Origin of the sequence: Nitrosomonas sp. Is35, assembly GCF_033063295.1 — a bacterium.
Taxonomy (GTDB): domain Bacteria; phylum Pseudomonadota; class Gammaproteobacteria; order Burkholderiales; family Nitrosomonadaceae; genus Nitrosomonas.
The window spans coordinates 3230922-3247433 of sequence record NZ_JAWJZH010000001.1 but is presented as its reverse complement, the minus strand read 5'-3'; the positions used below and the strand labels follow the sequence as shown (position 1 = coordinate 3247433).

Below are 16512 nucleotides of genomic sequence, written 5' to 3'. Positions count from 1 at the left end.
CATTTTTTGTTCTTCGTCTGTCTGGTTTGGAAAGGCGGTCATAATGCTGCAATGTTAGTTTAGAAAAATCGGTTGTTTAATTTCCAGGTTATCGATTAATCGCGTATTGCCGAGCCAGGCTGCCCCTAAAACGACCAAATCCCGGTCCGGGGCCTGCGCTGGCAGCAGCGAACTGCGTTCATGGATGCTGATGTAATCAACTTTCCAGCCGCGTTGGAGTAAAGCGTTGCTGGCGTTCCGTTGTAGTGTCTGAAAATCGGTGCAGCCGGAAATGATTTCCTGCTTGATGCGTAAAAGCGTCTGATAAAGGTGGCAGGCTTCTGCCCGTTGTATGCCGTTTAAATACTGATTACGCGAACTGAGCGCCAGTCCATCGACAGACCGGATCGTTTCTCCGGCCACAATATTAATGGGTAAATTCAATTGTCGCACCATTTCACGCACTATATGCAACTGCTGATAATCCTTTTTGCCGAATACAGCTAGGTCAGGTTGAATAATATTGAATAGCTTCAATACGATCGTTGCAACACCACGAAAAAACCCCGGGCGGAATTTTCCTTCCAGGATATCTGCTACAGGCGGTAATGCTAACAAGAATTCTTGCGGTGTTGGGAAAAGAATTTTTTCATTGGGCGCGAAAACGGTCTTGACATTCAGTACGGACAGCGCCCTGCAATCTTCTTCCAATGTGCGCGGATAGCGCTCAAAATCTTCGTGCGGCAAGAATTGCAGCCGGTTGACAAAAATACTGACCACCACGCAACCGGACAACCGGTTTGCTTGTTCGATCAGCGCTAGATGACCCTCGTGCAGATTCCCCATGGTTGGAACGAAAGCAATATTTTTTTCATCGCGCAGCGTGTCACGCAATGCGGCAATATCGGTCAGTATGTTCATACAGATCAGGCAATCAAAATTCGTGTTCTTTAGCAGGAAACTGCCCGGTTTTGACAGCCTGTACATAATTCGCCACTGCTTCGGGTATGCTTTTGGCACCCGGCATGAAGTCTTTGATGAAGCGCGGTTTTTTACCTTGGGATAGTCCCAGCATGTCGTGCAGTACCAGCACCTGGCCCGAGCAATCGGCGCCCGCGCCGATGCCGATGGTCGGAATAGATAATGCTTGGGTAATTTTTTTCGCTAGTTTCGCCGGAACCACTTCCATCACCAGTAAACTCGCGCCGGATTTTTCCAGCATTTTTGCGTCATCGAGCAATTGTTTCGCCGATTTCTCCGTATTACCCTGCAGTTTATATCCGCCCAGCTGGTGAACGGATTGCGGCGTCAGACCGATATGCGCGCACACCGGGATACCGCGCCGGGTCAGGAATTGAATCGTGTCAGCCATGAGATAGCCGCCTTCGATCTTAACCATCTGCGCACCCGCGGCGATAATCCTGGCGGCATGCTCAAACGCTTGCGCGGGCGAGATCTGATAACTGCCGAACGGCATATCCGTGACGATCAGCGCCTTGCTGCTGCCGCGCGCCACACAGCGTGTGTGATAAATCATGTCCTCGAGCGTCACGGCCAAAGTGGTGTCACTACCGTGCAGTACATTGCCCAACGAGTCGCCAACCAATAACACGTCTACACCGGCATTTTCCAGTACGGCTGCAAAAGTCGCGTCGTAACAGGTCAGTACCGCGAATTTTTCACGGTTCTCAACCATTTTTTGCAGGGTAAGGTGGGTAATTCTCATGTTTTTGTATCAATACCTGATAAAGATTTAGCCATTAGCGGATCATCATAACGTATTTGCTGGCTTCAAATAGACGTTCCAATAGCCGGAATGGATGTGCATTCCGCTGTGATTTTTCTCACTGCGGTTTCAAGTCAATCACGTTATCTTGAAACTGGATTGGTTGATAAATGCATTGGCAGCGGTTTTTGGCAGCGTCAAAACCTTATTTCAATCGCAACTTTGGGATCGATCAATCCGCCTAGCATTGTTTATTAAACCCTTCAAAGGAGAAAAATCATGTCTCATGAAATGAGCGGTTCTGAAAAACTGAAAGCCGAATGCCAAACCATGGCGAGCTTAACCCCGGAAGAAATCAGTCAAATCGCGGGTGGATTATCCGGTTTCAGCGCAGTTAATTTTAACACTTTTCCATCCTGGCTGATCAGGGGTATCCCAGTCGATATTTATCACGTTAACACGATCAGCGCTGGACATTAACAGCTCATCAAGAGGGAGATAGCAATGGGACCAACCGGATCAGCCCGTATTTTGCAAATACATCCAACACGGCAGTGCAATCTAAGTTGCCTCCACTGCTATTCTTCTTCTTCACCGCGAGCGCACGGCGCTCTTGCGCTTGATCTTTTGAGTGAGGCCATTTCGGATGCGGCCGACGAAGGTTTCAATTTTGTCAGTCTTTCCGGTGGTGAACCGCTGCTTTATAAACCATTGGCACAATTATTACAGCATGCCCACACCTGCGGTATGCGCACCAGCGTGACTTCCAACGGTATGTTGCTGACGGCGCCGAATATCGAGCTGTTGCACGGCAACGTCGATGTGCTAGCGATCAGCATTGACGGCATACCTGAGTCGCATAACCGTATCAGAGGTTCGCAGCTGGCGTTCGATACCATGAAAGCGCGCTTACCGCTGCTGCGCGCAGCGAATATGAATTTCGGTTTTATTTTCACATTGACGCAATACAATTTGAACGAACTCGACTGGGTCCGGGATTTTGCTATCAGCGAGGGTGCAAAATTGCTCCAGATTCATCCCTTGGAGGAAGTCGGTAATGCCGCCACGATGCTGCAAGGAAGCGCGCCGGATGCGACGGAAAGCGCGTATGCCTGGCTGCTTGCCCAGCAAAGCAATAACAGTGCGTTGAGAGTACAAATCGATCTCGCATTGAGCGAAACCGTGAAACAACATCCGGAACTGGTTTTTGCCAGTGCCGTAGCCGAACACAAAAGTAAACGGTTTGGCGATTTGGTTTCTCCGGTCGTGATTGAGGCGGACGCCACTGTCAGTCCAATTCAATACGGATTTGCGCGGGATTTTGCCATAGGTAATCTAACCCAGGCGCCGTTGCACACGTTGCTGAAAGACTGGCAAGAACAGCGCCTGCCAGCGTTTTATTCGCTCTGCCGGGATGTTTACGATGAAATATCCCGTGCGCCAAAACCCTATTTTTTTGATTGGAACAATCTGATCGGCAAACGGGCGGAAGAAGCGAATTATCCTTACCTCGTCGAAAAGAGCGGTCCATTGAATATCGCGCATGCGCACAGCGATATTTAACGAAATCGATTGATCCAATGAAGCGCGCCCTTTTTCGTACAGAAGCTTTATCTCACCAGAAAAACTGCTTGCATGGCGATGTTTTGATTGCGCGGTCTCCGGCGATCAGTGTGCTGGTTTGGGCGGCCGCGCTTTTTGCCATCGCGATCGCCGGTTTTGCATACTGGGGGGAATATACCCGCAAGGAACATGTGGTGGGTTACTTGTCGCCGACACAAGGCATGATCCGGGTTTTTTCCCCGCAAAACGGAACCGTGCTTGAGAAGCATGTTAGTGAAGGTCAGCAGGTCAAACAAGGCGATGCGTTGCTGACGATTACCAGTGAACGTGCTACGACAAATACGCGCGAAGCGCAGGCGGCGATGCTGGCGGAGCTTAAGCAGCGGCGCGATAGTTTGCGGCAGGAGCAAGGCAAGCAGCAGCAAATCGATGTACTGACCGGCAGCAGTATTGCCGGCCGGATCCGCGGATTGGAAACGGAAATCCGTGAAGCCTTGGCGCAATTGGCGCTTCAAGCCAGTCGCGTGGCGAATGCGGAACGCACGGTGGCGCGTTATGAAAAATTACTGACGGAGCATTTTGTCTCCGATGCGGCCGTACAGGAAAAGCAGGAGGCGCTGATCGATCAGCGTAATCAACATGCGCAATTAAAACGTAGCATTACCGGCCTGAATCGCGAGCTGAGCGCGGCGCGCGTGGAATTATCGGCTTCCGGTTTGAAACAGGCCAATAATACCGCCGCGATCGAACGGCAAATCTCCGAGCTAGAGCAACAACTCACGGAAGCCGATGCACGCCGCAGCGTTATTTTGACTGCACCGGCCAATGGTACGGTTACGACCATTTTGGCTGAAGTAGGGCAGATGGTGAATCCGGCCATGCCGCTGCTATCGATTTTGCCCGCGGGCGCCGAGCTACAAGCACAGTTATTGGTGCCCACGCGCGCCGCCGGATTTATTAAGCCGGAACAGCAAGTTTCCCTGCGCTATCAAGCTTTTCCCTATCAGCGCTTCGGGCACCATCTGGGTGAGGTGGTCGAAATCGGCCGCACGGTGATTCAACCGGATGAATCCAGTTTGCCGGTAGCGATTCAGGAGTCGGTATACCGCATCACGGTCCGTTTGCCGCAGCAGCAGGTGCAAGCGTACGGCCAGGCGATGCCATTGCAGGCGGGTATGGTGCTGGATGCGGATGTTCATATCGACCGGCGGCGGTTGATTGAGTGGGTGTTTGATCCGGTGCTGTCGATTACCGGGCGGATTTAAAGGACGGATCATGCTTAATTTTTCCTTACGCCACAAAACCCCGGTTATTCTGCAAACCGAAGCGGCGGAATGCGGTTTGGCGTGCTTGGCCATGATTGCCAGTTATCATGGCCATCGTATCGATCTGGCGACTTTGCGGACACGCTATCCCATCTCATTACGCGGATCGACACTCGCCGATTTGATGAAAATTGCCGGTCAGCTCAAACTTACTCCCCGTCCGCTACGGCTGGATCTTGGCCATTTGCCGGAACTGAAGCTGCCTTGCGTGCTGCATTGGGATTTCAGTCATTTTGTGGTATTGACCCGCGTTCAAGGAAACCGCGTGACGCTGCACGATCCGGCCGCCGGTGAACGTGAATTGGCGTTAGCGGAGTTCTCCAAGCATTTTACCGGGGTCGCGTTGGAGCTGATGCCTACCAGTGAATTCACAGCGCGCGACGATACGCGCAAGGTAAAACTGACCACGCTGATCGGCCGTTTGCAAGGATTGGGCGGGACGGTTACGCAGATTCTGGTGCTCGCGCTGGTATTACAGCTTTTTGCCATCCTGGCGCCTTTCTATATGCAGTGGATTGTCGATCAGGCGCTGGTGGCGCAAGATTACGATCTCGTCACCGTGCTGGGAATTGGGTTTCTGTTGTTCGCCGTGGTGCAAGCGGGTGTGACAGCATTGCGCGCCTGGGTGCTGATGGTGCTTGGAACAACGCTCAATTTGCAGATGATCACGAACTTGTTTCGTCATTTGATCCGCCTGCCCATGAGCTGGTTTGACAAACGTCACGTCGGCGATATCGTGTCGCGTTTCGATTCGCTCAATGTCATACAACGGACCCTGACGACCGGATTTCTGGAGGCATTGATCGATGGGGTGATGGCTATGGTCACGCTCGGCATGATGCTTTTTTACAGTATCAAACTGGCCTTGATCGCGCTGATTGCCGCCGTGGTTTATGCCTTGCTGCGGTTTGCGTTATACCGTCCGTTTCGTCTGGCCACCGAAGAACATATTGTCCGTAGCGCCAAACAACAGAGTCATTTTCTGGAGACGATCCGCGGTATGCAGAGCATTAAGCTGCACGCGCATGAATCGCCGCGCACGGCAGCGTGGCAAAATCTGACGATCGATCAGTTCAATGCCAGCATCCGGACCCAGCGCCTGGGCATTTTGTACCAGGGGCTCAATGGCCTGTTGTTTGGGGTGGAGAATGTGATTACTATTTGGTTCGGTGCCATGCTGGTGCTGGATAGCGCGAACGGTAGCGGTTTTTCAATCGGAATGTTGTTTGCTTTCATCGCATATAAAACCCAATTTGTGCAGCGAGTTGCGGGCTTGATTGAAAAGGGCTTGGAATTGCGCATGTTGGGACTGCATACGGAACGTGCCGGGGACATTGCACTGACCCCCACGGAACCGCCTGATGAATCGGGAAGTATCGCGGCAGCGCCGCTTGCCGGCCGGATCGCAGTGAAACATCTGGCCTTCCGTCATGCGGAAACCGATCCGCTGGTGTTGCACGATGTCAGCTTCGATATCCAGCCGGGTGAGTCGGTCGCTATCATAGGCCCATCGGGTTGCGGTAAAACGACCTTGGTTAAATTGATGCTGGGACTGTTGCAGCCGAGCGGCGGAAGTATCGAAGTGGATGGCGTTCCGCTGAGCCATTTTGGGGTTGAGCGGTACCGTAATGCGGTCGCCAGCGTGATGCAGGACGATCAATTGTTTGCCGGTTCCATCGCGGAAAACATCTGTTTTTTCGATGCGCAGGCGGATTACGGCCGTATCGAAGCAAGCGCCCGGCTGGCGTCTATCCATGACGACATTACCGCGATGCCGATGCAATACAATACATTAGTCGGCGATATGGGCGCGGTATTGTCGGGCGGGCAGAAACAACGGCTATTGCTGGCCCGGGCGCTTTACCGCCAGCCCAGCATTCTTTTCCTTGACGAAGCCACCAGTCATCTCGATATCGCGCGTGAGCACAACGTCAACGAAGCGATCCGTGCGCTGAAACTGACGCGCATCATCGTTGCGCATCGTCCCGAAACGATCGCCAGCGCGGACAGAGTCATTGTGCTGGAGGGTGGAAAAATTATCAGGGATGCGCCAAGCCAAACATCGGCGCAAATACTGGAACTCGGCCCTGCTGTTAATTCCCCGGCAGAGCGGCCGGTTGCTGTTGCAGGTTAAAAGCCAGGTTAGGGCGATTCCTTGATTTGTTCCAGTTGTTGTCCGTGACACGCCGCAAGCAGCGGCGCAATGGGCCCGTGACCCGGAATATCACAATCCGGTGCAATCTCAAACAACGGTCTTAACACAAAGGCACGTTGCGTCATGCGGGGGTGAGGGATGGTCAGATCGGCATCCTGGTATTGCAGCGTATCGTACAACAGAACGTCGAGATCAAGCGTTCGCGGCGCGTTGAGTGATTCGCGTATGCGCCCGTGGCGCTGCTCGATGGCTAGCAATGCATTGAGCAGATCATGCGGCGTAAGCTGGGTTTCAATCAAGGCGACCGCGTTGATAAAGTCAGGCTGATCCAACCTTCCTACTGGGGCGCTTCGGTACAGCGATGAGCAGCTGATCAAGCGGGTGCCGGGTAGTTGTTTCAATTCGTCAAAAGTCCGTTGAATTTGAAGAACAGGGTTTTCCAGATTGCTGCCCAAAGCGATAAAGGCCTGGCTCGGTTTTTTATGCATGTAGGGAGTGGATTAAGAGCTTTCCTGGTCCGTTGTGCTATCGGACGGAGCGGAACGGGACAGAGATTTTTTACGGCTGCGTCTTTTCCGGGGTTTTTTACCGGATGTTTGCTTGGGCAGCATTTTTTCCCGTTCTTCGCTATCCACGGACAGGAAAGCTTTCCACCATTCGCCCAGCTCGGCGCCCAATTCACCGCTTTCGCAGCGCAGTTGCATGAAATCGTAAGCTGCGCGAAAACGCGGATGGGCGAGTAAGCGGAACGGTTGACGGCCGCTCCGCGCTTCAAAGCGCGGCTGCATCGACCATATTTCCTGTATCACCGCGTCAAAGCGGCGGGGAATCGCCAGGTTCTTGTGTTGCCGTGCAAGAATTTGATCCATCGCCTTAAATAAAGCAGGCATCGGTTTTTCGCCGGATGCTTTCAAGGTGTTCCAGTTTGCCAGTACTTCGTGCCACAACAATATGGCAAACAGAAATCCGGGTGACACGGGTTTGTTTTGCCGGATCCGTTCGTCGGTATTCTTCAGCGCGATGGTGATAAAACGCTCACCGAGCGGTTGTTCCAGGATCACATCGAGCATCGGCAAAAGGCCGTGGTGCAACCCGCGTGCGCGCAATTCGACCACGCAAGACAATGAGTGCCCGGACAGTAACAGCTTCAGCATTTCATCAAACAAGCGCGATGGCGGAACATTTTGCAGCAGTGGCGCCAGATCGCCGATCGGTTTGGCGGTTTCCGCGTCGATTTGCATATCCAGTTTCGATCCTAACCGCACCGCGCGTAACATACGCACCGGGTCTTCGCGGTAGCGCTGCTCCGGATCGCCGATAATGCGCAGCTTTTTGGCTTTAATGTCGTCGAAGCCGTCCAGATAATCCAGAATTTCTTCCTTGATCGGATCGTAAAACAGCGCATTGACGGTGAAATCGCGCCGTACCGCATCTTCTTCCTGGCTACCGAAAACATTATCCTGCAACAAACGGCCATGCTGGTCGGTCAACGGGATTGCTGTGGAATCTTCCTCATCGTCCGGTGAAGGTCCGCGGAAAGTCGACACTTCCACTGTTTCCATACCGCACATCACATGAACCAGGCGAAAACGGCGCCCGATGATGCGTGAACGGCGAAATAGCTTATGGATTTCTTCCGGGGTTGCGTTGGTTGCGACATCGAAATCTTTCGGTATCAAACCCAACAGCAAGTCACGCACCGCGCCCCCGACGATATAGGCGGAAAACCCGCCCTGCTGCAGGGTGGTGGCGACTTTTAACGCGCACGGATTAATTTGGTTACGCCGGATGCCGTGGCGCTTGTGTGGAATGATACTCAGCGTTGCGATCGATTCGGCAGCGGGCGCTTTGCGGGTGAATACCTTGCGGAGAAATTTACGGATCATTGCTAAACGTAAAGTATCAAGCGCTCATTGTGTTTTGCATGATGGCTAGAATTCAATTCGGGTCAATCTCATTAAAATTTTGTGAAGCCAGCCGGTAAGCCGGGTTCTGTCGTGGACAGTCATTCCTCTAGACGCACGGTTACCCGTGCATTCAAGCAACCTACCCGCAGGCTCTGCGAGCAACATCATCGCCTGCCTATTTGGTCTTGCTCCGGATGGAGGTTACCGCGTTTCACCGTAACTGAATACGCTCGTCTCTGTGGCCCTATTCCTCGCCTCGCGGCGGACGGCCGTTAACCGTCATCCTGCTCTGTGGAGCCCGGACTTTCCTCCCCCTGCGTTCAAAAAGAACAACAGGCGGCGACTGTCTGGCCAGCTTCGGCGGCTATTCTATCACTTGCTGGATTGGCCGTTGGAAGATTGTCCGTTACTTGATCAGCATGGCGTTAATTTGTATTAACGTATCTTCGTCCAATTCACCGGCTTCCGCGCTCAGGCGCAAGCGGGACATCAGGTAGCTGTGGTAGGCCTTGGCCAGATCGCGCTTGGCGGCATACAGTTGCTGCTGGGCATTGAGCACGTCGACTTCGGTTCTAACCCCGACTTGCTGGCCGAGTATGGTCGAATCCAATTGGCTTTGGCTCGAAACCAAAGCTTGCTTGAGCGCTTTGACCTGTGCAATGCCATTGGTGACGTTCAGATACTGCTGACGCGTTTGTATCGTAATGTTGCGCCGGGTGTTTTCCAGGTCGTGCAAGGCTTTATTTTGCAGCGCCATCGCCTCGCGTACCTGGGATTGCACCGAAAAACCCTGGAATAAAGGCACGTTGAGTTGTAAACCGATGGATTGCGAGGTGAGATCGATGCCGCGCCCGGTAACCGCTGCGCCGACGCCGATTTGATTGCTGTATTGCGCGACCAGATCCAAGGTTGGGTAATGTTGCGCCCAGATTCTTTTTACGTTTTGGTGCGCTGATTCATACGCAGCCTGCTGCGCTTTCAAGGTAAAGTTTTTTTCTTCCGCAGTGCGCACCCATTCATCCATGCTGCCGTATTTCAAAGTGGCCAGGTTGTTGGCAATTTCCCTGGCGCCGGAGAGATTCTCCGGGAGGCGGTCGATAATGCCTTGCAACGCGCGCTTTTTGATTTCCAATGCATTGCGCGCGGCGATTTCCTGCGACAGCGTCAAGTCATAACGCGCTTGCGCTTCATTGGTATCGACGATGGTCGAAACGCCCACTTCAAAGTTACGCTTGGCTTGCTCGAGTTGTCTCAGGATGGCATTTTTCTGCGTTTCGTTGACTTCGATATCGATTTGCGCGTCCAGTACGTCGAAATATGCTTGCGCTACGCGCAAAATGAGGTCTTGCCCAGCAGTGATGAATTGTGACTCCGCTTTGCTGACTTCGATTTTTGCCTGCTGGTAAATGACGATATTCTGCATGCGGAATATCGGTTGCGTTGCCGAGATCGTAATCCCGCCGCTTTGAACGATATTGGCGCCAGGATTCACAGCCAATCCGGTTGTCGAACTGACGATTTTTCCGGCATCAACTTCCTGCACTTGGCGCGTGCCTGACAAAGTAATGTTCGGTAAAAAACCGGCCCTGCCTTGCGGTATTTTTTCCTGAGCCGCTTCATAGGCGGCTCGCGCAGACTTGAACTGGGCGTCTTGTGTTAATGCTTCCTGATAAATATTCATCAGGTCGGCGGCTTGCAGCGTGGCATGCGATAGCATCCCGATGCAGGCAACCCAAACAAATGGCATAAATTTCATAGCGATTTCCGGCAATTGCCCGGAGCCGGTGATACTTCAGCTATAGGTTGATTGCTGTGGCCAATGACGCGCGTCAATGCTGTGATACTCAAAAGCTGAACCTTGCGGGTTGCTGGGCATTCACGAGTGCTACCGTGCTGGTTTCAAATAATTGTTCGGTGGTGAATTCACCGGGAGCCACGCAGGTAATCAATAATGCTTCCATGACGGGATCTTCGCCGACAATCGCAAACATACGTCCGCCGGGATTCAGGCTGTTTTGAAAAGCAGCCGGTAAAACCGGGGTCGATGCAGTTAACACAATGACATCGTACGGCTCATGCTTAACCCAGCCCCGTGCGGCATCGCCTTGCTCGATGGTGACATTGGTGATGTTGTGCGCTTTCAGATTGTTTTCCGCCATCGCTTTCAGTTCGGGTATGATTTCGACGCTGTAGACATGCGCGCCCTGATCGGCCAATAACGCAGTCATGTAACCGCTGCCGCTGCCGACCTCGAGAATTTTGTCGGTTTTTTTAATGTGAAGTTCCTGCAGGATGCGCGCTTCCATTTTCGGCGTCAGCATGACTTGGCCGTAACCAAGCGGAATTTCCATATCGACAAAAGCGGCGGCGCGATTGTCCGCCGGCACGAATTCTTCACGTTTTACTTTGTACAGCAGATCCAGCACGTTATCATCCAATACATACCATGTGCGGATTTGCTGCGCTACCATGTTAAACCGGGTTTGTTCAAGGTCCATTTCTATTCCGTATTCTTAAATTGACATAAGGCTTGCAATTATTTCACATTTCCATTAGCTTCACAGCATCAGCTAGGGGTCCGTTTTCAGAATTCTCTGATAATTTGGTGAGAAAGTCCCTTATTACCTGACGCGGATAATGCCGCCGTAGGGAAGCTGGGATTCATCCTCCCGCTCTTTATGGCATTTCTATTAAGGAGCATTTTATGAGCATTACAGTTTTAAACCAAAAAAGTTTTTCCAGCGCCACCGCGCAAGTCGACGAAGCCGCCATCAAGCCGCTGCCGAATTCCCGCAAAATCTACGTGCAAGGCTCGCGTGCCGATATCCGCGTGCCAATGCGTGAAATTTCGCAGACTGACACGCATACCAGTTCGGGTGGCGAAAAAAATCCGCCCATCTGGGTGTACGATACTTCCGGTCCGTATACCGATCCTGCGGTGAAAATCGACATCCGTTCCGGATTACCAGCGTTGCGCGAGCCATGGATTACTGAGCGCAATGATACCGAAATCATGCCCGGTCTCAGCTCGAGCTACGGTCAGGCACGTTTGCACGATCCGAAACTGGCCGACATGCGCTTTAATTTGCAGCGCCAGCCGCGCCGTGCCAAATCCGGCGCCAATGTTTCGCAAATGCATTACGCACGGCGTGGCATCATCACACCGGAAATGGAATATATCGCCATCCGGGAGAATCAGCGTATCGATACGTTTAACGCGCAGCATCATGAATTACTGACGCGCCAGCATCCGGGGCAGGATTTCGGCGCGTCGCTGCCGAAAATGATCACGCCGGAGTTTGTGCGCGACGAAGTGGCGCGCGGGCGCGCTATCATCCCCGCCAATATCAACCACCCGGAATCGGAACCGATGATCATCGGTCGCAATTTTCTGGTCAAGATCAACGCCAATATCGGTAATTCTGCGCTCGGTTCGAGCATTCAGGAAGAAGTGGAAAAAATGACCTGGGCGATTCGCTGGGGCGGCGATACCGTGATGGATTTGTCCACCGGCAAAAACATTCATGAAACGCGCGAATGGATCATCCGCAACAGCCCGGTGCCGATCGGCACGGTGCCGATTTATCAGGCGCTGGAAAAAGTCGACGGCAAGTCGGAAGAACTGACTTGGGAAATCTTCCGCGACACGCTGATCGAACAAGCCGAACAGGGTGTCGATTACTTTACCATCCATGCCGGTGTGCGTCTGGCGTACGTACCGATGACTGCGAAACGCATGACCGGCATCGTGTCGCGCGGCGGCTCGATCATGGCGAAATGGTGTCTGGCGCATCATAAGGAAAGCTTCCTGTACACGCATTTCGAGGAAATTTGCGAGATCATGAAGGCGTATGACGTCAGCTTCTCGCTCGGCGACGGGCTGCGTCCCGGCTCCATTTACGACGCCAACGATGAAGCGCAGTTTGCCGAACTGAAAACGCTCGGTGAATTAACGAAAATTGCGTGGAAACACGACGTGCAGACCATGATCGAAGGCCCTGGCCATGTGCCGATGCACCTGATCAAGGAAAACATGGAATTGCAGTTGAAACATTGCGATGAAGCGCCTTTCTATACCCTTGGGCCGCTGACCACCGACATCGCGCCGGGTTACGATCACATCACCTCCGCGATCGGCGCGGCGATGATCGGCTGGTATGGCACGGCGATGCTGTGTTACGTGACACCGAAAGAACACCTCGGGTTGCCGGACAAGGACGACGTCAAGGATGGCATCATCACGTACAAGATCGCCGCACATGCCGCGGATTTGGCGAAAGGCCACCCCGGCGCGCAAATCCGCGATAATGCCTTATCCAAAGCGCGTTTTGAATTCCGCTGGGAAGATCAGTTCAATCTGAGTCTCGATCCCGATAAGGCGCAACAATTCCATGATGAAACTCTGCCGCAGGATGGCGCTAAAGTGGCGCATTTCTGCTCGATGTGCGGCCCGCATTTCTGCTCGATGAAAATTACCCAAGATGTGCGCGATTATGCTGCTAGTCAAGGCGTTGCGGAAGCTGAAGCGTTGACTGTGGGCATGGCGCAGAAATCGGCGGAATTCAAGGAAAAGGGCGCTGAGATTTACAGCAAGCTGTAATTTTTAATTTTATGAAGGCATCACAATAACGCTTATGGATTTAGCCTTATTGCTAAAAGCGTTGATCCTGGGCGTTGTTGAGGGATTGACCGAGTTCCTGCCGGTTTCATCGACCGGCCATTTGATTCTGATTGGCGATTTGCTCGATTTCAACGACGAACGCGCCAAGGTGTTCACCATTGCGATCCAGTTGGGCGCTATTCTGGCAGTTTGCTGGGAATACCGTGCCAAAGTGATCGACGTGGTTCGTGGCATTGGCAGCAGTGCGGCGGCGAACCGCTTTGTTCTTAACCTGTTGATCGCATTCCTGCCGGCTGCGGTGATGGGTTTGTTGTTCATCAAAATCATTAAGTTCTATTTGTTTCACCCCATTCCTGTGGCTACCGCTCTGATTATCGGTGGCTTACTGATTTTATGGGCGGAACGCAGGGAGCATGTGATCGAGGTCGAGCAAGTCGATGACATGGATTGGAAACATGCGCTGAAGATCGGTCTGGCGCAATGCCTGGCGTTAATTCCGGGCACTTCGCGTTCGGGTGCTACGATCATCGGCGGCTTGTTTTTCGGTTTGTCGCGCAAAGCTGCGGCCGAGTTTTCTTTTTTCCTGGCGATTCCCACCATGTTCGCTGCCACTTTTTACGATTTATTCAAGAACCGCGAATTGCTCGATGGGAACGATTTAGGGCTGATCGCGGTGGGTTTTACTGCGGCTTTTTTAAGCGCTTTAGTCGCTGTGCGCGGTTTGCTGCGTTTCGTCAGCAATCACGACTTCACCATTTTTGCCTGGTACCGGATCGTGTTTGGCATCGTGATTTTGGTCACGGCGTATACCGGTGTGATCGGCTGGTCGGAGATGTGAGTACAATTCATTCTTAGAATTAGCCGGTTAAATTCTTTTGTTTTCTCTCATCGAGCACCGGTCCGGCGATATTGAAATCACTCGACAATTCGTTTGACGGCCTATTTGTCTTTCAGTACATTTGCTCGCGGGAAAATATGTTTTTTCCTATAACTTGGAGGGACAAATCATGAATATAAATAAATTACTCTTAGGCTTCTTTGTTTTTATCAGCGCAACGCTACCGGTTGCGGCACACGAGGCGAAATACGCCGCGCCTTTGCTCGGCAGTAGTGAAGTGCCTGCGAATGGATCGCCTGCTACCGGCTCGGTGCTGGTTACGATCGATTTCGATTTGGTGACGATGCGTATTGAAGCGAATTTTAGTAACTTACTCGGTAATGTTACGGCGGCGCATATTCACTGTTGTATCGATCCGGGATCCAATGTTGGTGTGGCAACCCAGCTGCCATCCTTTACCGGCTTTCCTCTGGGCGTAACTGCGGGTACCTATGATCATACCTTCGATATGGCGGTAGCTTCCAGCTACAATCCGACTTTTATTACCAACCACGGCGGCACGGTGAGCTCTGCTTTTAACGACTTAGTGCTGGGTCTTGATGCGGGAAAAGCCTACCTGAACATTCATACAAACTTATTTCCGGGGGGCGAGATACGAGGATTGTTGAGTCCTGTGCCGGAACCTGAAAGCTATGCATTATTGCTGGCCGGTCTTGGAGTTTTAACACTATTCGCACGCCGCGCCAAACGTGAAACCGTTTAAATGATTACTGACAAGAGTCTCTCATGAGACTCTTGTTTTTTAAACTTAGTTAACTCTGCACCCACGGCAAACCGGCGGCCTTCCAGCCGGATGCTGTACCGCGATGACCCTGTTCATCCCGATCGCCTTCAAATCCCTCGAGAATGTTGTAGCACTCGGCAAAATCCATGTCCGTTGCCATTGCTGCCGCTTGGTTTGAGCGCGCGCCGCTGCGGCAGATAAACAGTACGGGCAGTGTTTTATCGACTTGCTGTGCGAGCTGATCCAGGAAGTTTGGATTGGGTTGCATATTGGGATATGAGCGCAATTCGATTTCCGTCGCGCCGGGAATGCGGCCGACCCAATCCAGTTCGGCGCGCGAGCGCACATCGACCAATTGGGCTTGCGTATGTTCCTGTAACACGCGGTAAGCTTCCATCGGAAGCAATGCGCCTTTGTAGGGAAGCCCCAGTTCTTGCGCGCGTTGTTGCGCTTTTTCCAATATTGCTGCGGTAGTTTCCATAAATGATCCTAGCGATGTTATTAAAAATGATCGATTGATTACCTTTATAATACCGGTAACACCTACTTTTCATTCTATTCCTCGTGTTTCCAATATTATAGCGCTTCATGGAAAAAATCCGCTTATCCAAACTGATGTCCGAGCAAGGACTTTGTTCGCGCCGTGAGGCGGACCGCTACATCGAGCTGGGCTGGGTGTTTGTCGATGGTGTGCGGATTTCCGAGCTCGGCACGAAAATTTATCCGGCGCAGAAAATTACGCTGAACAAAGCGGCACAGGTGCAGCAAACCGGTTTGGTCACGATCCTACTGAACAAGCCGGTCGGTTATGTGTCGGGACAGCCGGAGCCGGGTTATCAGCCTGCCGTGGTGCTGATCAAACCGGAAAATCAGTTTATTCCCAAGCAACCGGCCAAGCGTTTTCAGCCCGCGCATTTAAAAAATCTGGCACCGGCCGGGCGGCTTGATATCGATTCGCAGGGCTTACTCGTACTGACGCAGGATGGCCGTATCGCCAAACAGCTCATCGGCGAAAACTCGAGTATCGAAAAAGAATATCTGGTGCGGGTCGACGGCGGTTTGCCACCGGCCAAGCTGGCATTACTGAATCATGGCTTGAGTCTCGATGGCCAAGCTTTAAAACCGGCGCAAGTGAGCTGGCAAAACCAGAACCAATTGCGTTTTATCCTGCATGAGGGCAAAAAACGCCAGATCCGCCGCATGTGCGAGCTGGTTAATCTGAAAGTGACCGGCTTAAAGCGGGTGCGCATCGGCAAAGTGCGCTTGGGCAATTTGCCCGAGGGTCAATGGCGCTATCTGGAGGATGGCGAGAAGTTTTGATGGTGTTTCCTGATTGAGGCTGCTTATGCATCAATGCCTGCACGTTGTGCTTAAAATTCCTGCGCATCAACTGCTGTACTACTACGAAGGTGCCGTGGATACCGTGGCGGCCGAGACAATCGATGGCCGCATCGTTCATTTTCCGGCCAATGTATTGCGCTCCATAGTACGGAACAACGGGGTGTACGGCACGTTTGAATTGGTTTTCGACGAAAACAATAAGTTTGTATCGATCAAGCGCATGGGCAGTTGAGCAAATCCCTTCCATTTGGCTATCATTGCCACGAGACGTGC

General features: G+C 52.3%; 16 protein-coding genes, 1 other RNA gene and 1 riboswitch. Of the genes, 9 read left to right on the top strand and 8 right to left on the bottom strand.

Annotation, left to right across the window (positions count from 1 at the left end; translation table 11 throughout):
* Window positions 1–54: 54 nt before the first annotated feature.
* Both panC and panB read right to left on the bottom strand, forming a co-directional pair.
* The gene (panC, locus tag R2083_RS15090; protein WP_317538954.1) at window positions 55–900 is read right to left on the bottom strand and encodes a pantoate--beta-alanine ligase; all 846 of its coding nucleotides are present in this window, start codon (window positions 898–900) and stop codon (window positions 55–57) included.
* A 13-nt stretch (window positions 901–913) separates the two neighbouring features.
* Entirely contained in the window at window positions 914–1705 is a 792-nt protein-coding gene (panB, locus tag R2083_RS15085; RefSeq protein WP_317538953.1) for a 3-methyl-2-oxobutanoate hydroxymethyltransferase, read from the bottom strand.
* A gap of 279 nt (window positions 1706–1984) precedes the next feature.
* Here panB and R2083_RS15080 point away from each other — a divergent pair, with 279 nt between their 5' ends.
* From R2083_RS15080 to R2083_RS15065, 4 genes are read left to right on the top strand one after another with little or no spacing between them, the layout of a single operon-like run.
* On the top strand, window positions 1985–2185 hold the full coding sequence (locus R2083_RS15080; protein WP_317532027.1) for a hypothetical protein: 201 nt from the start codon (window positions 1985–1987) through the stop codon (window positions 2183–2185).
* Between the two features lie 24 nt (window positions 2186–2209).
* Window positions 2210–3268 (top strand): radical SAM protein, encoded by a 1059-nt coding sequence (locus tag R2083_RS15075; RefSeq protein ID WP_317538952.1) that lies wholly within the window; start codon window positions 2210–2212, stop codon window positions 3266–3268.
* Between the two features lie 17 nt (window positions 3269–3285).
* On the top strand, window positions 3286–4533 hold the full coding sequence (locus R2083_RS15070; protein ID WP_317532025.1) for an HlyD family secretion protein: 1248 nt from the start codon (window positions 3286–3288) through the stop codon (window positions 4531–4533).
* A gap of 10 nt (window positions 4534–4543) precedes the next feature.
* The gene (locus R2083_RS15065; protein WP_317538951.1) at window positions 4544–6727 is read left to right on the top strand and encodes a peptidase domain-containing ABC transporter; all 2184 of its coding nucleotides are present in this window, start codon (window positions 4544–4546) and stop codon (window positions 6725–6727) included.
* An 8-nt stretch (window positions 6728–6735) separates the two neighbouring features.
* On the opposite strand, the gene folK is transcribed toward R2083_RS15065, so the two are convergent.
* The 5 genes from folK to R2083_RS15040 all read right to left on the bottom strand — a co-directional run bounded on the left by folK (window position 6736) and on the right by R2083_RS15040 (window position 11153).
* Entirely contained in the window at window positions 6736–7236 is a 501-nt protein-coding gene (gene folK, locus R2083_RS15060; RefSeq protein WP_317538950.1) for a 2-amino-4-hydroxy-6-hydroxymethyldihydropteridine diphosphokinase, read from the bottom strand.
* Window positions 7237–7248: 12 nt separating this feature from the next.
* A complete protein-coding gene (pcnB, locus tag R2083_RS15055) occupies window positions 7249–8634 on the bottom strand; it encodes a polynucleotide adenylyltransferase PcnB (protein ID WP_317538949.1) in 1386 nt (461 codons plus the stop codon).
* Between the two features lie 79 nt (window positions 8635–8713).
* An RNA gene (gene rnpB / locus R2083_RS15050) (RNase P RNA component class A) lies at window positions 8714–9014 on the bottom strand.
* Between the two features lie 47 nt (window positions 9015–9061).
* Window positions 9062–10411 carry a TolC family outer membrane protein gene (locus tag R2083_RS15045; RefSeq protein WP_317532021.1) on the bottom strand — a complete coding sequence of 450 codons (1350 nt, stop codon included), beginning with the start codon at window positions 10409–10411 and terminating at the stop codon, window positions 9062–9064.
* Between the two features lie 88 nt (window positions 10412–10499).
* Window positions 10500–11153, bottom strand: coding sequence for a protein-L-isoaspartate O-methyltransferase (locus tag R2083_RS15040; RefSeq protein WP_317532020.1), 654 nt, complete (start codon window positions 11151–11153; stop codon window positions 10500–10502).
* Window positions 11154–11217: 64 nt separating this feature from the next.
* Window positions 11218–11324, top strand: a riboswitch (TPP riboswitch).
* 35 nt (window positions 11325–11359) lie between these two features.
* Between R2083_RS15040 and thiC the strand changes: the two genes are divergently transcribed.
* From thiC to R2083_RS15025, 3 genes are all read left to right on the top strand, one after another.
* Complete coding sequence (gene thiC, locus R2083_RS15035) at window positions 11360–13255, top strand: phosphomethylpyrimidine synthase ThiC (protein ID WP_317538948.1); 1896 nt, start codon at window positions 11360–11362, stop codon at window positions 13253–13255.
* Window positions 13256–13289: 34 nt separating this feature from the next.
* Entirely contained in the window at window positions 13290–14114 is an 825-nt protein-coding gene (locus R2083_RS15030) for an undecaprenyl-diphosphate phosphatase (RefSeq protein WP_317538947.1), read from the top strand.
* Between the two features lie 169 nt (window positions 14115–14283).
* Window positions 14284–14877 (top strand): CHRD domain-containing protein, encoded by a 594-nt coding sequence (locus tag R2083_RS15025; RefSeq protein WP_132428800.1) that lies wholly within the window; start codon window positions 14284–14286, stop codon window positions 14875–14877.
* A gap of 49 nt (window positions 14878–14926) precedes the next feature.
* Here the strand turns inward: R2083_RS15025 and R2083_RS15020 are convergent, their stop codons facing one another.
* Window positions 14927–15379, bottom strand: coding sequence for a rhodanese-like domain-containing protein (locus R2083_RS15020; RefSeq protein WP_132428754.1), 453 nt, complete (start codon window positions 15377–15379; stop codon window positions 14927–14929).
* Window positions 15380–15486: 107 nt separating this feature from the next.
* On the opposite strand from R2083_RS15020, the gene R2083_RS15015 reads away from it, so the two are divergent.
* Together R2083_RS15015 and R2083_RS15010 are read left to right on the top strand one after the other, a co-directional pair.
* A complete protein-coding gene (locus R2083_RS15015; RefSeq protein WP_132428752.1) occupies window positions 15487–16218 on the top strand; it encodes a pseudouridine synthase in 732 nt (243 codons plus the stop codon).
* A 25-nt stretch (window positions 16219–16243) separates the two neighbouring features.
* Window positions 16244–16471 (top strand): DUF2835 domain-containing protein, encoded by a 228-nt coding sequence (locus R2083_RS15010; RefSeq protein ID WP_317538946.1) that lies wholly within the window; start codon window positions 16244–16246, stop codon window positions 16469–16471.
* The last annotated feature ends 41 nt before the right edge of the window (window positions 16472–16512 follow it).

Coding starts and splice junctions, on each gene's coding strand:
- panC (WP_317538954.1), bottom strand. CDS start 900: ATGAACATACTGACCGATATTGCCGCATTGCGTGACACGCTGCGCGAT.
- panB (WP_317538953.1), bottom strand. CDS start 1,705: ATGAGAATTACCCACCTTACCCTGCAAAAAATGGTTGAGAACCGTGAA.
- R2083_RS15080 (WP_317532027.1), top strand. CDS start 1,985: ATGTCTCATGAAATGAGCGGTTCTGAAAAACTGAAAGCCGAATGCCAA.
- R2083_RS15075 (WP_317538952.1), top strand. CDS start 2,210: ATGGGACCAACCGGATCAGCCCGTATTTTGCAAATACATCCAACACGG.
- R2083_RS15070 (WP_317532025.1), top strand. CDS start 3,286: ATGAAGCGCGCCCTTTTTCGTACAGAAGCTTTATCTCACCAGAAAAAC.
- R2083_RS15065 (WP_317538951.1), top strand. CDS start 4,544: ATGCTTAATTTTTCCTTACGCCACAAAACCCCGGTTATTCTGCAAACC.
- folK (WP_317538950.1), bottom strand. CDS start 7,236: ATGCATAAAAAACCGAGCCAGGCCTTTATCGCTTTGGGCAGCAATCTG.
- pcnB (WP_317538949.1), bottom strand. CDS start 8,634: ATGATCCGTAAATTTCTCCGCAAGGTATTCACCCGCAAAGCGCCCGCT.
- R2083_RS15045 (WP_317532021.1), bottom strand. CDS start 10,411: ATGAAATTTATGCCATTTGTTTGGGTTGCCTGCATCGGGATGCTATCG.
- R2083_RS15040 (WP_317532020.1), bottom strand. CDS start 11,153: ATGGACCTTGAACAAACCCGGTTTAACATGGTAGCGCAGCAAATCCGC.
- thiC (WP_317538948.1), top strand. CDS start 11,360: ATGAGCATTACAGTTTTAAACCAAAAAAGTTTTTCCAGCGCCACCGCG.
- R2083_RS15030 (WP_317538947.1), top strand. CDS start 13,290: ATGGATTTAGCCTTATTGCTAAAAGCGTTGATCCTGGGCGTTGTTGAG.
- R2083_RS15025 (WP_132428800.1), top strand. CDS start 14,284: ATGAATATAAATAAATTACTCTTAGGCTTCTTTGTTTTTATCAGCGCA.
- R2083_RS15020 (WP_132428754.1), bottom strand. CDS start 15,379: ATGGAAACTACCGCAGCAATATTGGAAAAAGCGCAACAACGCGCGCAA.
- R2083_RS15015 (WP_132428752.1), top strand. CDS start 15,487: ATGGAAAAAATCCGCTTATCCAAACTGATGTCCGAGCAAGGACTTTGT.
- R2083_RS15010 (WP_317538946.1), top strand. CDS start 16,244: ATGCATCAATGCCTGCACGTTGTGCTTAAAATTCCTGCGCATCAACTG.